The sequence below is a fragment of the Bacillus sp. ISL-4 genome, from assembly GCF_018613275.1.
Taxonomy (GTDB): Bacteria; Bacillota; Bacilli; order Bacillales; family DSM-1321; genus Peribacillus; species Peribacillus simplex_E.
Genome location: NZ_JAGGQN010000012.1, coordinates 124146 through 148729, shown reverse-complemented (window position 1 = coordinate 148729; position 24584 = coordinate 124146). Strand labels below are relative to the sequence as shown.

The window sequence follows — 24584 nt, the reverse complement described above, 5'->3', positions numbered from 1 at the left end:
ACATACTTCAAAATTGAATTATATATAGTACCGTATGACATTTACTTTTAAAAACATTGACATTATAGTAAAATGTCTTTAGTTGATTTGATTTTTTGGGAGGGAAAAGAAAATGTCTATCGAATTACAAACGAAGTATGGACAAATTGACATCTCTAATGATGTTATCGCTACTGTAGCAGGCGGAGCAGCCGTGGATTGCTACGGAATTATAGGAATGGCTTCCAAAAAACAATTTAAAGACGGCATTGCCGAAATTTTAAGAAAAGAAAACTTTACTAAGGGTGTAATAGTCCGTCAAGAAGAGGAAGAAGTTCATATCGATATGTATATTATCGTAAGTTATGGAACGAAAATCTCGGAAGTTGCACATAATGTGCAATCAAAGGTAAAGTATACCCTGGACAAAACTGTAGGATTAGCTGTTGATTCCGTCAACATTTTTGTACAGGGAGTTCGTGTGACGAACCCTTAAGTATAGGAGGAAAGTTTTGTGTCAATTACAAGTTTAAACGGAAAGCGCTTTGCAGAAATGATCATTCAAGGTGCCAACCATTTAGCGGCTAATGCCCAAATGGTTGATGCGTTGAATGTTTTCCCTGTTCCGGATGGAGATACAGGAACGAATATGAATTTATCGATGACTTCGGGAGCGAAGGAAGTGCAAAATAACGTCCAGGAACACATCGGGAAAGTGGGTACGTCCCTTTCAAGAGGACTGCTAATGGGCGCACGCGGCAATTCAGGAGTAATCCTTTCGCAACTGTTCCGCGGTTTTGCTAAAGCGATTGAACATAAATCGGAAATCAATAGTGAAGAATTTGCCCAAGCTTTTGAAGCAGGGGTTCAGACAGCTTATAAAGCTGTAATGAAACCTGTTGAAGGAACCATTTTAACGGTTGCAAAAGATGCAGCCAAGCAAGCGGTTTCATCAGCAGCAAGGCACCAAGACCTTATTCAAGTAATGGAAGAAATCGTTACGGAGGCCAATGCCTCATTAAAACGCACACCGGATCTTCTTCCAGTCTTAAAAGAAGTCGGAGTCGTTGATAGCGGTGGGCAAGGGCTGGTGTTCGTTTATGAAGGTTTCCTAGCTGAGCTGAAAGGTGAAGCCCTTCCAGTCCGATCTTCAAATGGTCCAAGCATGGACGACATGATCAGTGCCGAACATCACATGAATGTACAAGGGCATATGAATACGGAAGATATCGTGTATGGCTACTGTACGGAATTCATGGTCCGATTGGAAAGTGAAAAACTTGCCAATAGACCATTTGATGAAGAAAAATTCAGAAATGATTTAAGTGAATACGGAGATTCATTATTAGTCATCTCAGATGATGAAGTCGTCAAAGTACATATTCACTCGGAACAGCCTGGCACGTGCCTGAATTATGGACAGCAATATGGCAGTTTAATAAAAATGAAAATCGATAATATGCGTGAACAGCATACTGCGATTGTCGGTGGGACGAATACACCGCTTCAAACTAAACCGTCCACCAAAGAGAAGTACGCTGTAGTGTCAGTGGCGATGGGTGCTGGCATCAGCGAATTATTCAAAAGCATCGGCGCTAAGTCCATCATTGAAGGCGGACAAACGATGAATCCTAGCACGGAAGATATCGTTAAAGCTGTCGAAGAGGCATATGCAGATCATGTCATCATCTTACCTAATAATAAAAATATCATCATGGCGGCCAATCAGGCTGCAGATGTGCTTGGGGATCATGTGACTGTCATTCCAACGAAAACAGTACCACAGGGAATGGCTGCATTGTTGGCATTTAACCCTTCACTTGATGCTGAAGAGAATAAAAAAGCGATGATCGAAGCCCTTTCGCATGTGAAAACGGGCCAGATTACTTATGCTGTCCGGGATACAAACATTGACGGTCTAGCAATCGAGACCGGGGACTTCATGGGAATTGCTGAAGGCACCATCAAAGTGAAGGATAAAGACATGACTCAGGCGGCAAAAGATCTTCTCACCGATATGATTGACGAAGATTCGGAAATCCTTACCATTTTATATGGGGAAGATGCCACTGCTGAAGATGTCGAAGGTCTTGTTGCGTTTTGTAATGAGCATTTCGAAGACGTTGAAGTTGAAATCCATAATGGGAAACAACCTTTATATTCTTTTATTTTTTCAATTGAATAAGTAGAGGATCATGAAGATAAGGGAGACTTATTCGTCATAATTTTTGAAGGATCCTGAAAAAAATAAAAGGCAATAAACTGCATATGTCATTAGGCTATGCAGTTTTATTTTTTTGAAAAGAAGGATTACGGACAGCGTGATTGTAATTACAATATATCAGGCTTTATTATTTAACTACTCCCAGTGTGAAGAAGGAGGAGCAAATCATGAAATTTAGAAGTGTATTCGATATAATTGGTCCTGTTATGATCGGCCCCTCTAGTTCCCATACAGCAGGAGCTGCAAGGATCGGTAGGGTTGCCAGGAATTTATTCGACCGGGAACCAAAATGGGCCCATATTTCTTTTTACGGATCGTTTGCCAAAACCTATAAAGGCCATGGAACGGATGTAGCCATTGTAGGAGGCTTACTTGATTTTGATACATTTGATGAGAGAATCAAAGAATCGCTGGAACTAGCCCGCAAAAAGAAGATGAAAATTACTTTTCGGGAAGAAGAAGCAGTACCGGAACATCCCAATACTGCAAAAATAACAGTTGGTGATGATGATGGTGAACTGGAACTTGTCGGAATATCGATTGGCGGGGGAAAGATCGAAATCGTCGAACTGAATGGGTTTAAATTGAGGCTCTCCGGGCACAACCCTGCAATACTCGTCGTTCATGATGATCGATTTGGTGCCATTGCCAATGTTTCAAACATATTAGCCAAGCATCAAATCAATATTGGCCAGATGGAAGTCTCCCGAAAAGAGAAAGGGAAGATGGCCTTGATGACGATTGAAGTGGACCATAACCTGGAAGATAACGTCATCGCTGAAATTACGGCACTCCCCAACATCACTCAAGTAGCAAGGATTGTGGATTGACAGGGCAATCGTTTCCACTTAGGAAGGAGAATGAATCATGTTTCGAAATGTAGCGGAATTAGTAGAATTAGCTGAATCAAAGCAGAAAAGAATTTCAACGCTGATGATAGAGCAGGAAATGGAAGTAACGGGAAAAGGCCGTGAAGAAATTATCCGCCAGATGGGAGTCAACCTGGATGTAATGGAACAGGCTGTTGAAAAAGGACTTCAAGGTGTACGGTCCGTTTCCGGCCTGACGGGAGGGGATGCAGTTCTTCTTCAGAATTACATTAAATCCGGAAATTCCTTATCCGGTGAACTGCTGTTGGATGCGGTAAGCAAAGCCGTGGCAACAAACGAAGTGAACGCGGCCATGGGAACGATTTGTGCGACGCCGACTGCCGGATCTGCTGGTGTTGTGCCTGGAACACTTTTTGCTTTGCAAAATAAATTAAAACCGACTCGGGAACAAAAAATTGAGTTCCTATTTACAGCAGGGGCTTTTGGTTTTGTTGTTGCGAATAATGCTTCGATCTCTGGAGCCGCAGGGGGCTGTCAGGCGGAGGTCGGTTCTGCCTCGGGCATGGCAGCGGCAGCCATCGTTGAAATGGCAGGTGGGACACCGGCACAAAGTGCAGAGGCGATGGCGATCACATTAAAGAACATGCTTGGTCTTGTATGTGACCCTGTTGCTGGGCTTGTGGAAGTGCCTTGTGTGAAGCGGAATGCCATGGGTGCAGCCAATGCAATGGTTGCCGCAGATATGGCGTTAGCAGGGATCACAAGCCGCATACCGTGTGATGAAGTAATTGATGCGATGTATAAAATCGGGCAAACGATGCCATCGGCACTTAGGGAAACTGCACAAGGAGGTTTAGCGGCTACACCGACTGGGCGGGAGTTGGAAGCGAAAATCTTTGGCTTACCGCTGAATAAGAAGTGAAAGCAACTATACAGGAACCCATAACAGCAGTAAAAGGAATTGGGGCCGAAACGGCGGCAACGTTGGGGGAAATGGGGATCCATACCGTCGCGGATCTCCTTGAGCATCTCCCATATCGCTATGAAGATTACCGGTTGAGGGATTTGGAAACGGTCGAGCACGATGAGCGGGTTACCGTGGAAGGTAAGGTTCATACGGTGCCCACTTTAGGATACTTTGGAAAGAAAAAATCCAGGCTTACGATTAAAGTATTGACTGGGAGATATTTAGTAAATGTCATTTTTTTTAACCAGCCATACCTGAAGCAAAAGCTCGCGATAGGTGAAACCGTAACGGTTACAGGAAAGTGGGATCGTCATCGCCAAACCATTACAGGGTCGGAATGCCACGTTGGTGATCGTAGCCAGGAGAAAGAGTTCGAACCGGTGTACTCAGTGAAAGGCAGCATTACGGTCAAGGGACTCCGCCGCTTTATCTCCAATGCATTTTCTGAATATGAGGCAATGATAGAAGAGAATCTGCCCCCGCAATTACTGGCGGCATACAAACTGATGCCGCGTAACGATGCTCTTCGTACAATGCATTTCCCTCTATCGGCCAATGAGGTGAAAAAGGCTCGACGCCGTTTTGTGTATGAAGAATTTTTATTGTTTCAACTTAAAATGCAGGCACTTCGTAAAGTTCAGAGGGAGCAGTCAAAAGGGATAGGACAGGAGTTTGACATGGAGCAGCTGGAAGCCTTCATTGGAACTCTCCCTTTTCCTTTGACGAACGCTCAAAATAGGGTCGTCGAGGAAATAATGAATGACATGAAATCTCCTTACCGGATGAATCGTCTACTTCAAGGGGATGTCGGGTCTGGAAAAACGGTGGTTGCCGCCATATGCCTGAAGGCGACGATTACAGCAGGTTTCCAAGGTGCACTTATGGTCCCGACGGAAATCTTGGCTGAGCAGCATGCACAATCCCTGAAGGCAATGTTGGAACCGAGTGGAGTAAAGGTCGCATTGTTGACAAGTTCGGTAAAAGGCAAAAAACGCAAGGAACTATTGCAAATGTTGGAATCCGGTGAGCTAGATCTATTGATAGGAACTCATGCATTGATACAGGATGAAGTGAATTTCCGGAATCTAGGTCTTGTCATAACGGATGAACAACATCGTTTCGGAGTGGAACAGCGCCGCATCCTTCGTGAAAAAGGTACGAATCCAGATGTCCTTTTCATGACGGCTACACCGATTCCGCGAACGCTTGCAATTACAGTGTTTGGGGAAATGGACGTCTCCACGATCGATGAAATGCCTGCCGGGCGAAAAGCGATAGAAACCTATTGGGCGAAACACCAAATGCTTGATCGGATCTTAACCTTTTTCGAAAAGGAACTAAAGAAAGGGAGACAGGCTTACGTCATCTGTCCCTTGATTGAGGAGTCGGAGAAACTCGATTCTTTACAGAATGTTCTCGATGTTCATGCAATGCTGACACAATACTTTGCGAACAGGTACAAAGTGGGCCTTATGCATGGAAGGCTGCCCGCGGATGAAAAAGACGAAGTGATGCAGCAGTTTAGTGCCAATGAAGCACAAATCCTTGTTTCCACGACGGTTGTCGAAGTTGGGGTGAATGTTCCAAATGCAACGGTAATGGTCATTTATGATGCGGAACGGTTTGGGCTTTCACAGTTGCATCAGTTACGCGGAAGAGTTGGACGGGGGAGTGATCAATCCTTTTGCATACTGCTGGCTGATCCGAAAACGGAAGTCGGCAAAGAACGGATGAAAATAATGACCGAGACAAACGATGGTTTTGCCCTTTCCGAAAAAGACTTGGAACTTCGTGGCCCCGGGGACTTCTTCGGTAAAAAACAAAGCGGCCTTCCTGAGTTCAAGGTAGCCGACATGGTCCATGATTACAGGACCCTGGAGGTAGCAAGGACGGATGCAGCAAAATTGATTGCCTCCCAAAGCTTTTGGCATTCCCCGGAGTATGCTCCGCTTCGGAACTATTTAGAGGGGACGGGCGTATTCACGGGAGAAAAGCTGGACTGAACTGAATGAAAAACCAATAGCAGATTGTGAGATTTTACGCAATATCTTGCAATCTGTTTTTAAAATATATATACTACTATTAGTACCTAGTCATAATACTACGGATGGTGACCTTCAAATGCGAAGAAATAAGAAGGAACGCCAGCAATTATTAATCGAAACGATTAAACAGAATCCTTTTGTAACGGATGAGGAGCTGGCTGAAAAATATTCGGTGAGCGTCCAGACCATTAGGCTTGACCGTCTTGAATTATCGATACCGGAATTGCGTGAGCGTATTAAAAGCGTGGCCGAGAAAAAATTCAGTGACGAAATCAGGGCATTGCCTTTGGATGAGATCATCGGGGAAGTAATTGACCTTAATTTAGATGATAATGCAATTTCGATTTTGGATATAAATAAAGAGCATGTCTTTAAGCGGAATGGAATTGCAAGGGGACATCACCTTTTTGCCCAAGCGAATTCATTGGCTGTAGCAGTCATAAATGATGAACTGGCATTGACTGCAAAAGCATCCATTTTATTTACTCGTTCTGTAAAGGAAAATGAAAGAGTGGTAGCTAAAGCGAGGGTTAAAAGCGTGGACCACACCAATGATCGTTCCGTGGTGGAAGTCAGAAGCTACGTGGGTAATGAACTGGTTTTTAAAGGCGAGTTCGAAATGTATCGCTCTTAACTTTCTAGTAAAGGATGTAAGAAAATGAAGATTACGATAGATGCCATGGGTGGCGATAATGCTCCCGAGGCACAGGTTTTGGGAGCGATGAAAGCTGTCGAGAATTTTTCCGATGTGGAAATCACCTTGATAGGCAATCAAGCTGAAATTAACCAATACTTAGCGAAACATGATCGTATAAGGGTTATACATACTGATGAAAAAATATTGAGTACCGATGAACCGGTTCGTGCGGTCCGGCGCAAGAAAAGCGCCTCGATGGTGTTGGCTGCACAGCAAGTGGCTGACGGGGAAGCAGATGCATGCATTTCCTCAGGCAATACGGGGGCGCTAATGGCTGCGGGCTTGTTTGTGGTCGGAAGGATAGAAGGAATTGAACGTCCGGCATTAGCTCCCACCCTTCCGACAATCGATGGTAAAGGTTTTGTGCTACTGGATGTAGGTGCGAACTCCGATGCGAAACCGGAGCATCTCCTTCAATTCGCCATAATGGGGTCTGTTTATGCCCAAAAAGTGCGGGGAATCGAAAAGCCCCGTGTCGGATTACTTAATATTGGCACAGAAGAAAAAAAAGGGAATGAATTGACAAAGCATGCCTTTACATTACTGCAGCAATCATCGGAGATATCCTTTATAGGTAACGTAGAGGCAAGGGACCTCCTGAACGGGCCGGCAGATGTTGTCGTAACGGACGGCTTCACGGGAAATATGGTATTAAAGACGCTTGAAGGCACTGCTATGGGCGTATTCAAAATGGTGAAAACGGCTTTGATGAGCAATCTCAAGAGTAAGTTGGCCGCAGCAATGGTAAAGCCTGAACTAAAAGGCATAAAAAATAAAATGGATTACTCGGAGTATGGCGGTGCCGGCCTATTCGGTTTGAAGGCCCCTGTCATTAAGGCTCATGGTTCTTCAGATGCGAATGCGGTCTATCATGCAATACGCCAGACACGCGATATGGTTGGAAATTACGTCATATCGACAATTGCGGAGACGATAGAAAAACAATAATAATTCAAAGAGGCAGGGGAGTAACAGATGGGTAAAATTGCTTTTGTCTTTCCAGGACAAGGTTCACAATCAATAGGAATGGGGCATGGCTTATTTCAAGAAAACGAGCGTGCTCAGCAAATTTTTCGAACAGCTGATGAAAAACTTGATTTTCCACTTTCCGAATTGATCTTTAATGGTACACAACAAGAATTAACGGTGACTTATAATGCACAGCCTGCTTTATTGACCACGAGTTATGCTTTTGTCAAGGAGTTGGAAGAAGCGGGGATCAAACCCGATTATACAGCCGGGCACAGTTTAGGTGAATATACGGCATTAGTGGCATCTGGTGCAATTTCTTTTGAGGATGCCGTATATACAGTGCGTAAGCGTGGAGAATTCATGGAAGCTGCGGTACCGAATGGTCAAGGCTCAATGGCTGCGATTTTGGGAATGGACCGAGAAGCTCTATCTGAAGTCACTTCTGAAATTACGGCCACAGGGGAATCCGTTCAATTGGCCAATATTAACTGTCCAGGGCAAATCGTCATTTCAGGCACCTCGGAAGGGGTTAAACTTGCGAGTGCAAAAGCCAAGGAAAATGGCGCTAAACGGGCTCTTCCTCTTGAAGTTAGTGGACCGTTCCATTCGGAATTGATGAAACCGGCAGCAGAAAAGTTACAGGGTGTCCTCGATGAAGTAAGCTTCAAACAGGCGGAAATTCCAGTTATTTCAAACGTAACGGCTAAGCCCATTACAGCACCTGCCGAAATAAAAGAAAAATTAATCGAACAACTGTATTCACCGGTCCTTTGGGAGGACAGTGTGAAAAATCTACTTGAATTGGGCGTGGATACGTTCATCGAGGTGGGCCCTGGGAAAGTATTGGGCGGATTGATAAAGAAAATTGATCGTTCCGTTCAAATTCACTCGGTATCCGATATAGATACTCTAACTAAAACAATCGAAACATTGAAGGGGGGACAAGCATGATCCTCGAAGGAAAAAAAGCACTTGTAACGGGAGCTTCACGGGGTATAGGCAGGGAAGTTGCATTAGAACTTGCCCGTCAGGGAGCAGATGTTGCCATCAACTATTCTGGCAGTGAAGCTAAAGCGAATGAAGTGGTTGACGAAATCAAGGCATTGGGCCGTAAAGCATTCGCCATACAATGCGATGTTGCAAATAGTGAATCGGTGACAAGCATGATCAAAGAGGTCGTCGAACAGTTTGGCAGAGTGGATATCCTGGTCAATAATGCTGGCATCACACGTGATAACCTATTGATGCGTATGAAAGAAGATGAATGGGATTCAGTGATTAATACGAATCTTAAAGGCGTGTTCCTATGCACCAAAGCGGTTACAAGGCAAATGATGAAACAGCGTAGCGGCAGGATCATCAACATGGCATCGATCGTCGGCGTCAGCGGAAATGCAGGGCAGGCTAATTATGTAGCGGCTAAAGCTGGTGTGATCGGCCTGACTAAAACCACGGCAAAGGAACTTGCTTCAAGAGGCATTACGGTCAATGCGATTGCCCCAGGTTTCATCTCAACGGATATGACTGGTGAATTGCCTGAAGACGTCCAAAAAGCCATGCTGGACCAAATTCCGCTTGCACGGTTCGGTGACCCTAAAGATATTGCTGCAGTGGCTTTATTCCTCGCTTCTGAGGCCAGCAAATATATGACTGGGCAAACTCTTCATGTAGATGGCGGCATGGTCATGTAAGTTTTCTTTGATTTTTTTCGAAATTAATTTATAATGTTTTGAGGGGAGGTGAACACATTGGCAGATGTATTAGAAAGAGTAACTAAAATCGTTGTAGATCGTTTGAACGTAGAAGAATCAGAGGTAAAACTTGAAGCTTCTTTCAAAGAAGATCTTGGTGCCGATTCCCTTGATGTAGTTGAACTAGTCATGGAATTTGAAGACGAGTTTGATATGGAAATTTCGGACGATGACGCTGAAAAAATCGCCACAGTAGGTGATGCTGTGAATTACATACAAAGCACTATGTAATGAATTGTCATTTGACTAAAAGCTCCGTTTTTTAACGGGGCTTTCTCTTATTGCTTAAAGAAGTTTGATGTAGCGGCAGATAAGGAAATGAGCATGTACACGGTAAGTTTCGCCTGCATGACAGTGGTCTTTTGCCATTAGTTTTCTTTGAGCGGATAATAATGTATGATGGTACATAGGAAAGCTTGACAGGAATTCCTGCCAGGTTTCTTTTTATATATTGGAAAAATATGCTTTTTGAACCGTTGTGGAGGGTTTTGTGTGATGCGTAGGAACGGAAATAATCGTAAACCATCAATCAAGGATAATAAATTTAAACAGTTGCAAGAAAATCTGGGTTTTCATTTTAAAGATGAAAATCTATTAAAACAAGCTTTTACGCATTCATCTTATGTGAATGAGCATCGCCGTAAGCCTTATGAAGATAATGAAAGGCTTGAATTCTTAGGGGACGCTGTACTTGAATTGACCATCTCTAAATACTTATATCAAAAATATCCGATGATGAGCGAAGGTGAACTTACCAAACTAAGGGCAGCCATTGTGTGTGAGCCTTCACTTGTTGCTTTTGCAAATAGCCTTTCTTACGGGGAATATGTATTACTCGGAAAAGGGGAAGAAATGACAGGTGGAAGAGAACGCCCTGCCATGCTTGCGGATGTATTCGAAGCCTATATTGGTGCTTTGTACCTTGATCAAGGATTAGAGCCGGTTGTGCAGTTTTTGACGAATGTCGTGTTTCCGAAGATAGACGAGGGTGCTTTTTCTCATGTGATGGATTATAAGAGCCAGCTTCAGGAGCTGATCCAGCGGGATGCCATCGGTGTCCTGCAATATAAGATCTTGCAGGAAAAAGGACCGGCTCATAATCGGGAGTTTGTTTCGACCGTCTCCCTTAATGGGGAAGAGCTGGGCTCTGGAATAGGAAAGTCCAAAAAAGAAGCGGAGCAGCATGCTGCCGAGCATGCATTGATCGTTTTAAAAGATAAAAAATCAACAAGATAGTTTAACAGTAGAGGGGGAAAGGTCATGTTCCTCAAACGTTTGGACGTTGTAGGATTTAAATCTTTCGCAGAGAAAATTTCGATTGATTTTGTACCTGGTGTCACGGCAGTGGTTGGACCAAACGGAAGCGGTAAAAGTAATGTGACCGATGCAGTCCGATGGGTACTTGGAGAGCAGTCTGCGAAATCACTGCGTGGAGCAAAAATGGAAGATATCATCTTTTCGGGAAGTGACACGAGGAAGGCGTTGAATTTTGCGGAAGTATCATTGACCCTTGATAACGAGACCAATTCCCTACCGATCGACTTTCATGAAGTCAGTGTGACAAGGCGTGTATATCGATCGGGAGAAAGTGAATTTTTCATTAATAATCAAGGTTGCCGTCTGAAAGACATCATAGACCTTTTCATGGATTCTGGTCTTGGGAGAGAAGCATTTTCCATCATCAGCCAAGGGAAAGTGGAAGAAATCCTAAGCAGTAAGGCTGAAGAAAGACGAGTGATCTTTGAAGAGGCAGCCGGTGTCCTGAAGTATAAAACTAGAAAACGAAAAGCAGAATCGAAGCTGACGGAAACACAGGATAACTTAAACCGTGTCCATGATATCCTCCATGAATTGGAGGGGCAGGTGGAGCCGTTAAAAATTCAGTCTTCCCTCGCCAAGGAATTTTTGGCGAAGAAAGAAGAGCTTGAGCAAATAGAAGTGGCTTTAACCGTTTTTGAAATAGAAGAGCTTTATGAAAAATGGGAAAAACTGTCACAAGAACTCGAAAAACATAATGAAATGGAACAGCAAATGGCAGGACAGCTTCATGACAGAGAAGCGCATCTTAAAAAACAAAGGGATAGTCTTGCGACGCTTGAGACATCGATCAATGGACTTCAGGAAATTCTCCTGAATGCCAGCGAAGAACTTGAAAAGCTTGAAGGCCGTAAAGAGGTTTTGAAAGAACGTAAAAAAAATGCTGCCCAAAACAAGTCACAGCTAGAAAAGGCGATTGTGGAGGGTGAGGCTGCCGTCGAGCGTTTGGCTTTGCAAAAGGAAAGAGAAACGGAAATCCTGAATGCACTGAACTTGGAAGTGAAGGGGATTTCTGAAACCTTACATGAAAAACAAAAAAGCCTAGGCCTTTTCAATAGTGATATTGAAGCGATGATCGAAGCAAAAAAGAGTGACTATATCGAGTGGTTGAACAAGCAGGCATCGGCTAAAAACGAAAAACAATACCTGCTCCAGCAATTAACGCAGCAGGAACATAAAAATGCTAAACTTGATATGGAAAATGAAAAGTTCTTAACCGAAAGAATGGATATCACTGCTAAAAAAATGGAATATTCACAGCTGATGGAAAATATAACTAAGCAGCTTGAAGAGCATGTCACTTATTTCCGAAATCAGCAGAATAAATTGAATGCTGCAAAAGATACGTATCAAAAACAAGAAACCACCCTTTATAAGGCCTATCAATTCCTTCAACAGGCAAAATCTCGTAAGGAACTTCTTGAAGAAATGGAAGATGATTATGCAGGCTTTTTTCAGGGTGTAAAAGAGGTTTTGAAAGCGAAAGAAACCCTTCGAGGCATTGAAGGGGCAGTTGCGGAATTGATAAAGGTTCCAAAGGAATATGAAACGGCCATCGAAACGGCTCTGGGCGGAGCGATGCAGCATGTTGTCGTGGAACGCGAAGAACATGCACGGGAAGCCATTTCCTTCTTGAAGAAAAATAGGTATGGGCGTGCGACGTTCTTGCCTTTATCAGTCATAAAGGCAAGAGAGATATCAGCTAACCAACTATCGATGCTTAAGAGTCATCCGGCTTTTGTGGGGACGGGTTCATCATTGATCCAATATGATGATAGGCATGCAGCGATTGCTGAAAACCTATTAGGAACCGTGATGATCACAACTGATTTAAAAGGTGCAAATGACCTAGCGAAAATGATGCAGCACCGTTTCCGCTTCGTAACACTTGAAGGTGATATCGTCAATCCAGGTGGTTCAATGACTGGTGGAGCCTTAAAGCAAAAAACGACGTCCCTGCTTTCAAGGAAAACGGAATTGGAAGAGCTCCATCAAAAACTTGCTGCCATGGAAGCTAAAACGAATCAGCTAGAAAAGCAAGTCAAACAGCTCAAAGTGGATGTGGGTGTTCAAGAGCAAACGCTTGAACAAACCAGAAAAACAGGAGAGAGACTTCGATTACAAGAACAAACCCTTAAGGGCGAATTCCGTGAAGTGGAGCTGCAGGAAAGAAATGTGAATGAACGGCTGCATCTTTATGATTTGGATAAAAATTCATATTTGGAAGAACAACAGCAAAAAACAGCAAGACTTGAAGAGCTGGAAGAACTTTTGGAATCGTGTAAAACTGAGATTGAAGGGCTGGACCGGTTGATTTCCGAAATGACCGAACAAAAGCAATCTCAACAATCCTCAAAAGAGAGCCTTGCTGAAGAAACGAATGAACTGAGGGTAATGCTTGCCTCTAAGCGCGGCCAGCTGCAAAACCAAAAAGAGAAGATGGAACGCATTGAATCGGATCTTTCAAAGGAAACAAGCAGGCTTGCCGAAAACAAAGATGATTTAGGGCTCCTGACTAATGAAATGACAGACAGTTCAAGCGGGGAAGAGTCCCTGGAAGATATGGCTCAGCAGAAATTGCTCGATAAAAATGGGGCAATTGAAGGAATCGCCATAAAAAAACAGGAAAAAAACGAGCTTCTAACGGAAGTTGAAACGCTTGAACTGTCCTTGAAAGAAGAAAATCGACTTTATAGAGGCATTGTCGAAGTGATAAAGGATGAAGAAGTGAAATTAACTCGTCTTGATGTCGAACTGGAAAATCGCCTCGACCACTTGAGAGAAGAATATACCCTTTCCTTTGAAGGTGCTAAAGAACAGTATCCATTGATGATGCCTGCAGAAGAGGCTCAAAAAAGGGTGAAGCTCATCAAGCTTGCAATCGAGGAACTGGGGACGGTGAATCTAGGTGCAATTGATGAATACGCACGTGTAGCTGAACGCTATGAATTCCTTCTTAGTCAAAAGGAAGACCTTCAACAGGCGAAAGATACATTATTCCAAGTCATCGATGAAATGGATGATGAAATGAAGCGGCGCTTTGCGGATACCTTCTATTCGATCCGTGAAGAATTCGAACAAGTCTTCAAAGCTTTATTCGGCGGAGGCAGAGCGGAGCTGAAGCTGACAAATCCGGATGATTTACTAAATACAGGAGTAGATATCATTGCACAGCCTCCTGGGAAAAAACTGCAAAATTTGAGCCTCTTATCCGGGGGAGAACGAGCATTGACAGCCATAGCCCTTTTATTCTCCATTCTAAAAGTGCGTCCGGTGCCTTTCTGTATCCTTGATGAAGTCGAGGCAGCGCTTGATGAGGCGAATGTCCTCCGGTTCAGTCAATTTTTAAGGAAGTTCAGCAGGGAAACACAGTTCATCGTGATTACTCACCGCAAAGGCACGATGGAAGAGGCGGATGTCCTATATGGCATTACGATGCAGGAGTCAGGCGTCTCCAAACTTGTTTCAGTCCGGATGGAAGAATCAGAAAACTTTATTGAAGTTTAAAATTCATGAATTAGAGGAAGTGGGACAATGAGTTTTTTCAAAAAGCTAAAAGAGAAATTTACGACCCAGGAAGAAAAAGAAAAATCAGTTGAAGCAGAAGTATCCATAGGGGAAAAATTCAAGCAAGGTTTGACAAAGACGAGGAATTCCTTTACTGGAAGGGTTAATGAACTTGTTGCCCGTTACCGAAAAGTGGATGAGGACTTTTTTGAAGAACTTGAAGAAATCCTAATACAGGCTGATGTGGGCTTTGATACTGTGATGGAACTGATTGATCAATTAAAAATGGAAGTCAAGCTTCGCAATATCTCTGATACGAGGGAAGTGCAGTCCGTTATTTCCGAAAAGCTTGTTGAAATCTACCAAGGTGATGATGAAGCGACTTCAAGCCTGAATATACAAGAAGAAGGTTTGACGGTCATTTTGTTTGTAGGGGTTAATGGGGTAGGTAAAACGACGACCATTGGTAAACTTGCCCATAAATTCAAAACGGAAGGTAAATCTGTCGTATTGGCTGCCGGGGATACCTTCCGTGCTGGTGCGATTGAACAACTTGAGGTTTGGGGAGAGCGTGTCGGTGTCAGTGTAATCAAACAGGGTGAGGGCTCTGACCCTGCAGCGGTCATGTTCGATGCCATTCAGGCCGCCAAGGCACGAAAAGCGGATATCCTGATCTGTGACACTGCCGGTCGCTTGCAGAATAAAGTGAATTTAATGAAGGAATTGGAAAAGGTGAAACGTGTAATTGAACGTGAAGTACCAGGTGCACCACACGAGGTATTGCTTGCCCTTGATGCTACAACTGGACAAAATGCCCTTATTCAGGCCAAGACATTCAAGGAAGCGACCAATGTTTCCGGTATTGTTTTAACAAAGCTTGATGGCACCGCAAAAGGTGGAATTGTTTTGGCAATTCGTAATGAATTGGCCATTCCCGTTAAATTTGTCGGGCTAGGTGAAAAAATGGACGATCTACAGGAATTCGATGCTGAGAAATATGTTTATGGCCTTTTTGCTGATATCATCGATAAAGAAGAGATTTAGAAAAATTGTAAGCCAGAAGAGAAGATATTTCTCTTCTGGTTTTTTGTTCACAGTGGTTATTTGGAGTAGCAATTGCAGAAAGGTCTAAAAAAAGGATGAAAAAAGAAAAAAATAATGCTTTGCAAACAAGTGGTAAGGAGTTTAACTTGACATCAAATAAACTAGGCTTTACAATATAAACTTGTAAAGGGTTTTCACTTAACAGCAGGGAGGCTTGCTAAGATGCTTGAAAAGACAACGCGGATTAATTATTTGTATGACTTTTACCAATCGTTGTTAACAGAGAAGCAGCAGAGCTACATGTCCCTCTACTATCTGGATGATTACTCTCTTGGCGAGATTGCCGAAGAATACGAAGTCAGTAGGCAGGCAGTCTATGATAATATAAAAAGAACGGAAGCGATGCTTGAGGAATATGAAGCAAAGCTTTTGTTATTTCAAAAATTTCAAGAGCGTAACCAGTGGATTGCGAATATGAAGGGACTCATAGAAAAGGATTCCTTTTCAAAAGAGGAGCTGCTTGACGCAATCACAACGCTTGAGAAGTTGGATTAGGAGGCGGCAATATGGCATTTGAAGGATTGGCCGACCGACTGCAGAGCACGATGCAAAAAATCCGCGGAAAAGGGAAGGTCAACGAAGCGGACGTAAAAGAAATGATGCGTGAAGTTCGATTGGCCCTGCTTGAAGCGGATGTTAACTTTAAAGTCGTGAAGGATTTTGTAAAACGTGTCAGTGAACGTTCGGTAGGTCAGGAAGTGCTGAAAAGCTTAACCCCCGGTCAACAGGTAATTAAAGTAGTTAAGGAAGAATTGACGGAGCTGATGGGCGGCGAACAAAGCAAGATTGCCGTTGCCTCGAAACCACCGACTGTCATTATGATGGTAGGGCTTCAGGGTGCTGGTAAAACGACGACCACCGGAAAGCTTGCCAATCTTCTGAGGAAAAAATACAACCGCAAGCCATTGCTCGTTGCGGCTGATATTTACCGTCCGGCGGCGATTAAGCAGCTTGAAACACTTGGCAAACAATTAAGCATGCCTGTTTTCTCCCTTGGGGACCAGGTCAGCCCTGTTGAAATTGCCAAACAGGCAATTGAAAAAGCTAAGGAAGAACATCATGATTATGTGTTGATTGATACCGCAGGCCGCCTTCATGTTGATGAAAACTTGATGGGCGAACTAAAGGATATCAAAGAGTTGACAAAACCTGATGAAATTTTCCTGGTTGTCGATGCGATGACAGGTCAAGATGCGGTCAATGTTGCCCAAAGCTTCAATGAACAGCTAGGCCTGACTGGAGTCGTCTTAACGAAACTTGATGGGGATACACGTGGTGGTGCGGCACTTTCAATTCGTTCAGTCACCAACACGCCGATTAAATTCGTCGGTATGGGGGAAAAATTGGATGCACTTGAAGCGTTCCATCCAGAACGGATGGCGTCAAGGATTCTCGGCATGGGTGATGTATTGACCCTTATCGAAAAAGCACAGGCCAATGTAGATGAAGAAAAAGCGAAAGAATTAGAGAAAAAGATGCGTACAGCCACTTTTACCTTTGATGATTTCCTTGATCAGCTTGGTCAGGTGCGGAATATGGGACCGCTTGATGATATTCTGAAAATGATTCCCGGTGCGAATAAAATGAAAGGGATGGACAACCTTCAGATCGATGAGAAACAGATCGGTCATGTGGAAGCTATCATCCGTTCAATGACTACGCATGAAAAGGAACATCCGGAAACCATGAATGCATCCCGCAAGAAACGGATTGCCAAGGGAAGCGGCAGGTCGATTCAAGAAGTGAACCGTCTACTGAAGCAATTCGAAGAAATGAAAAAGATGATGAAACAGGTTACGAACATGCAAAAAGGAAAGAAAAAGGGATTCAAATTCCCGTTCATGTAAGGTTTATTTTAGGTCGAAACTGAAGCGAAATACAGGTCGAAGCCATGTATTTCAACACTTTTTTCACCTGTTAAGAAAAAAACCTTTACAAACATGCAAGACATTTGATATTATACTATCTTGTGTGAAACTATTCGGAGGTGCTTATTTAAAATGGCAGTAAAAATTCGCTTAAAACGTATGGGAGCTAAAAAATCTCCTTTCTATCGTATTGTAGTTGCAGATTCTCGTTCACCACGTGACGGACGTTACATTGAAGTGGTAGGAACTTATAACCCGGTGACTCAACCAGCTAAAGTTGAAATCAACGAAGAGCTTGCTCTTAAATGGTTACAAGATGGAGCTAAACCATCTGATACAGTTCGTAACTTATTCTCTACACAAGGCATCATGGAAAAATTCCATGTTGCAAAAAACAGCAAGTAATCGACGGTAGTTGATGAAAGCACTGATTGAAACGATTGTTTCAGCACTTGTGGATTATCCGGAAGAGGTCATCGTGACCTCCAAGGAAGAATCCGACCGGATTGTTTATATCCTCTCCGTTCATAAAGAGGACATGGGCAAGGTGATCGGTAAACAAGGGCGTGTTGCTAAGGCGATTCGGACTGTGGTATATGCAGCAGGATCTTCACAGCAGAAGAAAATCTATTTGGAGATTTCCGAATAAGGAGGGTTAATACCCCTCCTTTTTTTGTACTTCAAGAAGATGAAATTCCGACTTGGATCCTAATTGAATAGACCAGGACTTTAAACTTTACGCCTTTTTAAGACGCATCTTTTACCGATTTACGTTATACTTAAGAGAATGACCCCCATTTCAAAAAGATTACCCCATCATACATATTTTTTGAAGGAAATAAGAAATCATAGATAATAGGAGGTGCTGGAATGAAAATTCTCCAAAATGTAATCGTTAACCAAGTATTAACGGAATCCAGCAAGAATCAGCTCCTCGAGAAATACAAGTCAAAACGCCTTCAGCTTCAAAAAGAGAGTGAACAGCTTCGCTTTGAACTGAAAAAACTTGAAAAAACAAGAACTCTCCAACCTGCTAGTCTCCGTGCTCATTTTGAAAAAGAAATAAACCAGAGGCAAGAAAAAATTAAACTGCTTGAATTTCAAATGGAGCAGTTGGAGATCCTTCCCGCAGGTAGTGAATTGAAGGAACGGGAAGTTCAAAGTATCATTGATGTTGAAATTGGGGCAGATTGGGACGAAATTATGGCAACGAAGACCATTGTCATTAAAGATGGAATCGTCTCGGAAATTCGTTAGAGGTGAAAGAATGGAAAAATGGTTTAATGTAGGTAAAATTGTCAACACACATGGCCTTTTAGGAGAAGTCCGTGTTATTTCTTCAACAGACTTTCCAGAAAAACGATACAAAGTGGGAAATACTCTGTATTTGTTTAGGGACACGGAGAAAAAACCTTTGCCGCTTGTCATCAGGTCGCATCGCACTCATAAAAACTTTAACCTGTTGACGTTCGAGGACTATTATAACGTCGGACAGGTCGAAGCTTTTAAAAACGGGGTCCTGAAAGTCAAGGAAGCGCAGCTTGGTAAATTGGACGAAGGTGAGTTCTACTTCCATGAAATCATCGGCTGTTCGGTATTTACGGATGAAGGCATGGAAGTTGGGGAAATCATTGAGGTTCTTACGCCTGGTGCCAATGATGTTTGGGTCATTAAGAAAGCTGGCAGTAAGGACATCCTGATCCCGTATATTGATCAAATTGTAAAAGAAGTGGATATTTCTGCTAAAAAGGTCATCATTACACCGATGGAAGGACTTTTGGACTGATGAAAATCGATGTGCTTTCGCTTTTTCCAGAAATGTTCGAAGGGGTATTTGGTTCGTCAATCTTAAAAAAGGCTGCGGAAAAGCAGGCTGTCAGCTACAAGGTGACCAACTTTCGAGATTATGCAGATAATAAACATTCGACGGTAGACGATTATCCGTATGGCGGCGGTGCCGGAATGGTATTGAAGGCACAACCGATCTTTGATGCTGTGGAAGCTCTAAAAGGGCAAGGTGAGCTAACCCCAAGGGTAGTCCTGCTTTGTCCCCAGGGAGAGCGTTATACGCAGAAAAAAGCCGAAGAGTTTGCTGAAGAGGAACATCTCATTTTCATTTGCGGGCATTATGAAGGGTATGATGAGCGTATCCGGGAGCATGTCGTCACTGATGAAATATCGATTGGTGACTTTGTGCTTACAGGTGGGGAATTGGGTGCAATGGTCATAATTGACAGCGTTGTGCGCTTGCTGCCTGGCGTTCTTGGAAATGTTGACTCCCCGATTCTTGATTCCTATTCTTCTGGTTTGTTAGAGCATCCCCATTATACTAGACCTGCAGATTTCCGGGGGATGAAAGTTCCCGATCCGCTAATATCCGGGAATCATAAAAAAATCGATGAATGGCGGATGAAGGAATCTCTGCGCAGAACTTGGATTCGACGTCCGGATTTGCTCGATAGTTATGAACTATCGGAAGTTGAAAAAAAATTATTATCCGAGATTAAAAAAGAAGACTGATGTCTATTGCATCGACGTTTATAGTGTGATAGGATATAACTTGTGACTTGGGCAAAATGCTCAGTCTTATAACGATGTTCCGCTGCAAACAATAAGTATTTGCAAGAGCGTCCAGGAGGAGTTGAAATCGATGCAAAATCTTATTAACGAAATCACAAAAGAACAACTTCGCTCAGATCTTCCATCATTCAGACCTGGTGACACAGTACGTGTACACGTAAAGGTTATTGAAGGAACTCGCGAACGTATCCAGTTGTTTGAAGGCGTTGTAATCAAACGTCGTGGCGGCGGAGTTAGTGAAACTTTCACAGTACGTAAGATCTCTTACGGCGTTGGAGTAGAACGTGCTTTCCCTGTTCACACACCAAAAATTGCGAAACTAGAAGTTATCCGTCACGGTAAAGTACGTCGTGCGAAACTTTATTACCTACGCGAACTTCGTGGTAAAAAAGCACGTATTAAAGAAATTCGTCGTTAATCCTTCGAATATCTTCATGCGGGTTTACCATGATCCACATAAGGTGAATAACCAAACAGTATTATGCAAAAAAAGGGAGCTTGTTAATCAGGCTCCCTTTTTGCACTTTAAGAAACGATGAATACACATACGGTGAAAACTATATAGAATCCTGCTCGCTATAGCGTCCGCAACATGTTAAAATAATTGTTGATATGCTTCAAAAAGGGTGGGTAAGGATGGCGAAAAAGAAAAATGAATTGTGGGAATGGACGAAGGCGGTCATAATCGCGGTTATAGCGGCGACGCTGATTCGTTATTTCCTTCTGGCTCCTATTGTTGTGGACGGTAATTCCATGATGCCGACATTAAAGGATACGGACCGCATGATCGTTAATAAAATCTCCTATTCGATTGGCGAACCGAAAAGATTCGACATTATCGTTTTCGAAGCTCCAGAAGGCAAAGATTACATAAAGCGGGTCATCGGATTGCCAGGGGAAAAAGTGGAATATAGAGATGATACTCTTTACGTGAATGGAAAAGCTTATGATGAGCCATACTTGGATGAATATAAAGAACAATTGATTGATGGCGGGGATTTGACGGAACCTTTTACATTAAGTGATGTCATAGAACAAGGAACGGTACCTGAGGACACTCTATTTGTCCTAGGGGATAATCGTCGTTTTAGTAAGGATAGCCGCCATATTGGCGTAGGTGTTGTTCCTTACGATAAAGTGTTAGGGAAAACTAAATTAGTTTATTGGCCGATTGAAGACTTTCGATTGGCGGAATAGTAGGAAGGTGGATTCCATTGACAATACAGTGGTTCCCTGGCCATATGGCCAAAGCAAGACGGGAAGTAACAGAGAAATTAAAACTGATCGACATCATCTTTGAACTTGTGGATGCCCGGATTCCGGCATCTTCACGAAATCCGATGATCGATGAAATCATTCAGCATAAACCGAGGGTTATCCTTTTGAATAAAGCTGATATGGCAGATACGGTAAAAACCAATTTGTGGCTTGAGCATTATAAATCGCAGGGGAAAACGGCGATTGCCATTAATTCGCAGGCAGGAAACGGTTTAAACCAGATTACAGCTGCCGCCAAAAAACTTTTAAAAGAGAAGTATGAGCGGATGGAATCAAGAGGAATAAAGCCGAGAGCGATCCGTGCCATGATAGTCGGCATTCCGAACGTGGGGAAATCGACACTAATCAATCGACTTGCCAAAAAGAACATTGCCAAAACAGGGAATACTCCTGGCGTCACGAAAGCGCAGCAATGGATAAAAGTTGGTAAGGAATTGGAATTGCTGGATACGCCGGGGATTCTCTGGCCGAAATTCGAGGATCAAGAAGTTGGTTTGAAGCTGGCATTGACAGGTGCGATCAAGGATACGATTTTAAACTTGCACGAAGTCTCTTTATACGGTCTTCGCTTTTTGGAAAAAGAATATCCGGATAGAATGAAATCCCGTTATAACCTGGATGTAATCCCGCAGGAAACGCTCGAATTGTTCGATGCGGTCGGAAAGTTCAGGGGCTGTTTGGCATCTGGGGGCTTTATCGATTATGATAAAACCGCAGAGTTGGTCGTACGTGAAATCCGTTCAGAAAAGATGGGCCCGCTTACGTTTGAGGTCCCATTGGATTATGAAGAGGTTGATACCCCCGATTAACATGAAGTGATACGGAGCTGGAGTTGGATGTCGAAAAGATATTTCTTTTTGATGTCTCTTTTCCGCTCCGTATTTTTGTTTGAACTGAAAAAAGGAAGCAAGACTGCCGATAATTAATATGATGGGTGATAAAAGATGATAACTGCAATGAGCATTAAGGAAATCTCCTCAAAGTTAATGACAATAAGAGAGCCCGAAGATTCATTTTTACAAGAATGCCGGGAGGACGGAAGAAAGGGAGTAACCGATTTAGTAAGCAAATGGCAAAGAGCATATGAAAAAGAACAACATCTAAGGGATGCTTTCACGGAAATGGCAGAGTTTGAACGGCAATTGCGAAAACAGGGGTTTTCTATTTTGGCTGGTATCGATGAAGTGGGAAGAGGACCGCTCGCAGGGCCAGTTGTGACGAGTGCAGTCATCTTGCCTGAATCTTTTTATTTGCCGGGTCTTAATGATTCTAAAAAAATTCCAGAGTCAAAAAGGGAACGGTTTTATGAGATGATTTTTAAGGAAGCACTATCAATAGGTGTGGGTGTTGTACATAGTGAAGTTATTGATGAAATCAATATATACCAAGCCACGAAAAAGGCGATGGTGGCCGCAGTGAACGATTTGTCAGAACTTCCTGATCATTTGTTGATTGATGCGATGGAACTGGATGTGCCGATTCCACAGCTTTCACTCATAAAGGGGGACGCAAGAAGCATTAGCATCTCTGCGGCATCTATAATAGCGAAAGTGACCCGTGATAGGATGATGAAGGAATATGGTGAAAAATATCCCGAATATGGTTTCGAAAAGCACATGGGTTACGGGACGAGCCAACATTTAGAAGCACTCGGCACGCACGGGCTTACACCTTGGCATAGAAGAAGTTTTGCACCAGTTAAAGAAATCGCTGCACGAATGAAGGGCTAAGGGGGGATGAGTGGTGCAATCCATAACAAGCGGCAAACCCGTTTCTTCACCCATTGCCAGTACTAGTGGCCACTTGGCTGGATCCCGATTCAACGCCAGAAATGAAATCCGGTGCATTTGCCCTGCTTCAAAAGACGGGTTTAATTCCAAAGGGGATAACAGAATCTGTCTTTCTGGAAAACTTAATGGATGGTGCTGAGGCAAGGTCCGGTATGGCCAAGATTTCAGTGATTGATAAATTACACCAAGGATTGCAGTTGCTTTCCGGGGCAAAAAGCGGTGCATTTGCAAAAGTTGAAGAGATCGAAACGACCATTAATCGCATATTTAACGGTCATGATCACCTGCCAGCTGATATCCACTCGATACAGAGAAAAAACATTTCTGCAGAAAAACTTTCCCCTCTTGCTTTTCATTTACTCCAGAGTGCTTTTACCGAAGCAACAACTAAAAGGCAATAGGCGGAAAAATAGAAGTGAATGACCTTATAGGCTACTTGAATATGGATACAGAGCAAATAGAGGAGTCGAAGGGTTAAGGTGGCTGAATTACTGTTTCAGTCGCTTAATAAGCTTCCTGAGGCCCAATACGTTAGGATTAATGAGAAGCTTGTCCTTTCACGTGTACTGGAAGCCGAGTTTCAAACAATCGATTTCACCAATGGGCCTTCCGTTGCAAACCAACTAAAAGAAATGACCAAGGTCCTTGGCCTTCAGCTGGAACATGCACTCATTAATCTTTCTGGAGATGATATGAAGGAGATCCAGAATGATTTAGAGACACTTAAACCGCTGCTGCTTAAATTGCTGAATGAGCAAATTCCGGCATCTATCAAGGAGATGGCAGAACAAATCCTAAATCGGATTACTGCGCAACAGATCCTTTCACAGGAAAATGGGCCGATTCAGAATTTGCTCCTGACACTTCCACTCAATTTGGGATCGATTCAAACGGACCTAACTTTACAATGGAGCGGAAGGAAAACAAAAGATGGCAAAATAGACCCGGATTACTGCCGAGTCCTATTTTATTTAGAATTGGAACGTCTTAAAGAAACGGTCATCGACATGCAGGTTCAAAACCGAATCATAAAAGTGACAGTCATCAATGGGCATGGTGCGGTCCTTGAAGAGGCAGCCGGTCAATATCTTGACATCCTAAGAGAGAATCTCGGAAAAATGGATTACAGATTATCAGGGGTTTCATTTGTAAAACCCGTGAATGAAAAAGAGCGGGACCTAAGGGTAAAACCGATTCCTTTTTCAGAAGCCGGTTCATATAGCGGAGTGGATATTCGAATATGATAAATGATCTACGAAAAGAAGCCATTGCCTTAAAGTATGATCAAAGAACATCCAAAGCGCTAGTCATATTGGCGAAGGGGAAAGGTAAAACGGCTGAAAATATTCTGGAAAAGGCCATGAAACTGGATATACCGGTCCAGAGGGACGAATCGCTTGCTGCACTTTTAGGCCAATTTGATATAAATCAAACGATTCCCGAAGAATTATATGGAGCAGTTGCAGAGATATTTGCATTCATTTATAAAGTTGACAAGGAAATGAATCGGTAGGATCCTAGTTATCCATGAGATTTCACCAAATGGAGTTCTGTTGGTTTATGTAGAATATTAGGGAAATCACTGGTGTATTTTCATTATATTAAAAAAATACTAAACTTTTTACAAAAGGACAAGGCAATGGCTTTGTCCTTTTGCTTTTATTTAGGGTCAGTC

The 24584-nt window shown here is 43.0% G+C and carries 27 protein-coding genes; all 27 read left to right on the top strand.

Features of this window, described 5'->3' with window-relative positions; translation table 11 throughout:
- Positions 1–112 precede the first annotated feature (112 nt).
- The 27 genes from J7J00_RS10110 (at position 113) to J7J00_RS09980 (ending at position 24422) form a co-directional block, all read left to right on the top strand.
- A complete protein-coding gene (locus tag J7J00_RS10110) occupies positions 113–475 on the top strand; it encodes an Asp23/Gls24 family envelope stress response protein (RefSeq protein ID WP_048684651.1) in 363 nt (120 codons plus the stop codon).
- Positions 476–493: 18 nt separating this feature from the next.
- The gene (locus J7J00_RS10105) at positions 494–2164 is read left to right on the top strand and encodes a DAK2 domain-containing protein (RefSeq protein ID WP_214790328.1); all 1671 of its coding nucleotides are present in this window, start codon (positions 494–496) and stop codon (positions 2162–2164) included.
- Between the two features lie 206 nt (positions 2165–2370).
- Positions 2371–3033: an L-serine ammonia-lyase, iron-sulfur-dependent subunit beta gene (sdaAB, locus tag J7J00_RS10100; RefSeq protein ID WP_214790326.1), complete on the top strand. Its 663-nt coding sequence runs from the start codon at positions 2371–2373 to the stop codon at positions 3031–3033.
- A gap of 37 nt (positions 3034–3070) precedes the next feature.
- Entirely contained in the window at positions 3071–3955 is an 885-nt protein-coding gene (gene sdaAA, locus J7J00_RS10095; protein WP_214790324.1) for an L-serine ammonia-lyase, iron-sulfur-dependent, subunit alpha, read from the top strand.
- The gene (gene recG / locus J7J00_RS10090) at positions 3952–6003 is read left to right on the top strand and encodes an ATP-dependent DNA helicase RecG (RefSeq protein ID WP_214790322.1); all 2052 of its coding nucleotides are present in this window, start codon (positions 3952–3954) and stop codon (positions 6001–6003) included. Before sdaAA ends, recG begins: the two co-directional genes overlap by 4 nt.
- 118 nt (positions 6004–6121) lie before the next feature.
- Positions 6122–6679, top strand: coding sequence for a transcription factor FapR (gene fapR, locus J7J00_RS10085; RefSeq protein ID WP_098371041.1), 558 nt, complete (start codon positions 6122–6124; stop codon positions 6677–6679).
- A gap of 24 nt (positions 6680–6703) precedes the next feature.
- Positions 6704–7690 carry a phosphate acyltransferase PlsX gene (gene plsX, locus J7J00_RS10080; protein ID WP_214790320.1) on the top strand — a complete coding sequence of 329 codons (987 nt, stop codon included), beginning with the start codon at positions 6704–6706 and terminating at the stop codon, positions 7688–7690.
- 27 nt (positions 7691–7717) lie between these two features.
- Positions 7718–8665 carry an ACP S-malonyltransferase gene (fabD, locus tag J7J00_RS10075; protein WP_214790318.1) on the top strand — a complete coding sequence of 316 codons (948 nt, stop codon included), beginning with the start codon at positions 7718–7720 and terminating at the stop codon, positions 8663–8665.
- Complete coding sequence (gene fabG, locus J7J00_RS10070) at positions 8665–9405, top strand: 3-oxoacyl-[acyl-carrier-protein] reductase (RefSeq protein WP_214790774.1); 741 nt, start codon at positions 8665–8667, stop codon at positions 9403–9405. Before fabD ends, fabG begins: the two co-directional genes overlap by 1 nt.
- Positions 9406–9462: 57 nt before the next feature.
- On the top strand, positions 9463–9696 hold the full coding sequence (locus J7J00_RS10065; RefSeq protein WP_034313729.1) for an acyl carrier protein: 234 nt from the start codon (positions 9463–9465) through the stop codon (positions 9694–9696).
- Between the two features lie 264 nt (positions 9697–9960).
- Positions 9961–10701 carry a ribonuclease III gene (gene rnc / locus J7J00_RS10060; RefSeq protein ID WP_214790772.1) on the top strand — a complete coding sequence of 247 codons (741 nt, stop codon included), beginning with the start codon at positions 9961–9963 and terminating at the stop codon, positions 10699–10701.
- 24 nt (positions 10702–10725) lie between these two features.
- Positions 10726–14289 carry a chromosome segregation protein SMC gene (smc, locus tag J7J00_RS10055; RefSeq protein ID WP_214790316.1) on the top strand — a complete coding sequence of 1188 codons (3564 nt, stop codon included), beginning with the start codon at positions 10726–10728 and terminating at the stop codon, positions 14287–14289.
- A 27-nt stretch (positions 14290–14316) separates the two neighbouring features.
- Positions 14317–15333 carry a signal recognition particle-docking protein FtsY gene (gene ftsY / locus J7J00_RS10050; protein WP_098371035.1) on the top strand — a complete coding sequence of 339 codons (1017 nt, stop codon included), beginning with the start codon at positions 14317–14319 and terminating at the stop codon, positions 15331–15333.
- 222 nt (positions 15334–15555) lie between these two features.
- Positions 15556–15888: a putative DNA-binding protein gene (locus tag J7J00_RS10045; protein ID WP_076366571.1), complete on the top strand. Its 333-nt coding sequence runs from the start codon at positions 15556–15558 to the stop codon at positions 15886–15888.
- Between the two features lie 11 nt (positions 15889–15899).
- The gene (gene ffh / locus J7J00_RS10040) at positions 15900–17240 is read left to right on the top strand and encodes a signal recognition particle protein (RefSeq protein WP_214790314.1); all 1341 of its coding nucleotides are present in this window, start codon (positions 15900–15902) and stop codon (positions 17238–17240) included.
- 153 nt (positions 17241–17393) lie between these two features.
- On the top strand, positions 17394–17666 hold the full coding sequence (rpsP, locus tag J7J00_RS10035) for a 30S ribosomal protein S16 (protein ID WP_034313715.1): 273 nt from the start codon (positions 17394–17396) through the stop codon (positions 17664–17666).
- Between the two features lie 13 nt (positions 17667–17679).
- Positions 17680–17910 carry a KH domain-containing protein gene (locus tag J7J00_RS10030; RefSeq protein WP_048684915.1) on the top strand — a complete coding sequence of 77 codons (231 nt, stop codon included), beginning with the start codon at positions 17680–17682 and terminating at the stop codon, positions 17908–17910.
- Between the two features lie 221 nt (positions 17911–18131).
- A complete protein-coding gene (locus tag J7J00_RS10025; RefSeq protein ID WP_034313711.1) occupies positions 18132–18518 on the top strand; it encodes a YlqD family protein in 387 nt (128 codons plus the stop codon).
- 10 nt (positions 18519–18528) lie between these two features.
- Positions 18529–19047, top strand: a complete 519-nt coding sequence (rimM, locus tag J7J00_RS10020) for a ribosome maturation factor RimM (RefSeq protein WP_214790312.1) — start codon at positions 18529–18531, stop codon at positions 19045–19047.
- On the top strand, positions 19047–19781 hold the full coding sequence (gene trmD, locus J7J00_RS10015; RefSeq protein WP_048684912.1) for a tRNA (guanosine(37)-N1)-methyltransferase TrmD: 735 nt from the start codon (positions 19047–19049) through the stop codon (positions 19779–19781). Before rimM ends, trmD begins: the two co-directional genes overlap by 1 nt.
- 130 nt (positions 19782–19911) lie before the next feature.
- Positions 19912–20259, top strand: a complete 348-nt coding sequence (gene rplS / locus J7J00_RS10010) for a 50S ribosomal protein L19 (RefSeq protein WP_034313702.1) — start codon at positions 19912–19914, stop codon at positions 20257–20259.
- Positions 20260–20477: 218 nt separating this feature from the next.
- Positions 20478–21038 carry a signal peptidase I gene (gene lepB / locus J7J00_RS10005; protein WP_076366561.1) on the top strand — a complete coding sequence of 187 codons (561 nt, stop codon included), beginning with the start codon at positions 20478–20480 and terminating at the stop codon, positions 21036–21038.
- Positions 21039–21055: 17 nt separating this feature from the next.
- A complete protein-coding gene (gene ylqF, locus J7J00_RS10000) occupies positions 21056–21928 on the top strand; it encodes a ribosome biogenesis GTPase YlqF (protein ID WP_214790310.1) in 873 nt (290 codons plus the stop codon).
- 138 nt (positions 21929–22066) lie between these two features.
- Entirely contained in the window at positions 22067–22849 is a 783-nt protein-coding gene (locus J7J00_RS09995) for a ribonuclease HII (protein WP_396020532.1), read from the top strand.
- A 53-nt stretch (positions 22850–22902) separates the two neighbouring features.
- Positions 22903–23310 carry a hypothetical protein gene (locus tag J7J00_RS09990; protein WP_214790308.1) on the top strand — a complete coding sequence of 136 codons (408 nt, stop codon included), beginning with the start codon at positions 22903–22905 and terminating at the stop codon, positions 23308–23310.
- 78 nt (positions 23311–23388) lie between these two features.
- Positions 23389–24153, top strand: coding sequence for a hypothetical protein (locus J7J00_RS09985; RefSeq protein ID WP_214790306.1), 765 nt, complete (start codon positions 23389–23391; stop codon positions 24151–24153).
- Positions 24150–24422, top strand: a complete 273-nt coding sequence (locus J7J00_RS09980; RefSeq protein WP_214790304.1) for an EscU/YscU/HrcU family type III secretion system export apparatus switch protein — start codon at positions 24150–24152, stop codon at positions 24420–24422. The genes J7J00_RS09985 and J7J00_RS09980 overlap by 4 nt, the downstream gene beginning before the upstream one ends.
- The last annotated feature ends 162 nt before the right edge of the window (positions 24423–24584 follow it).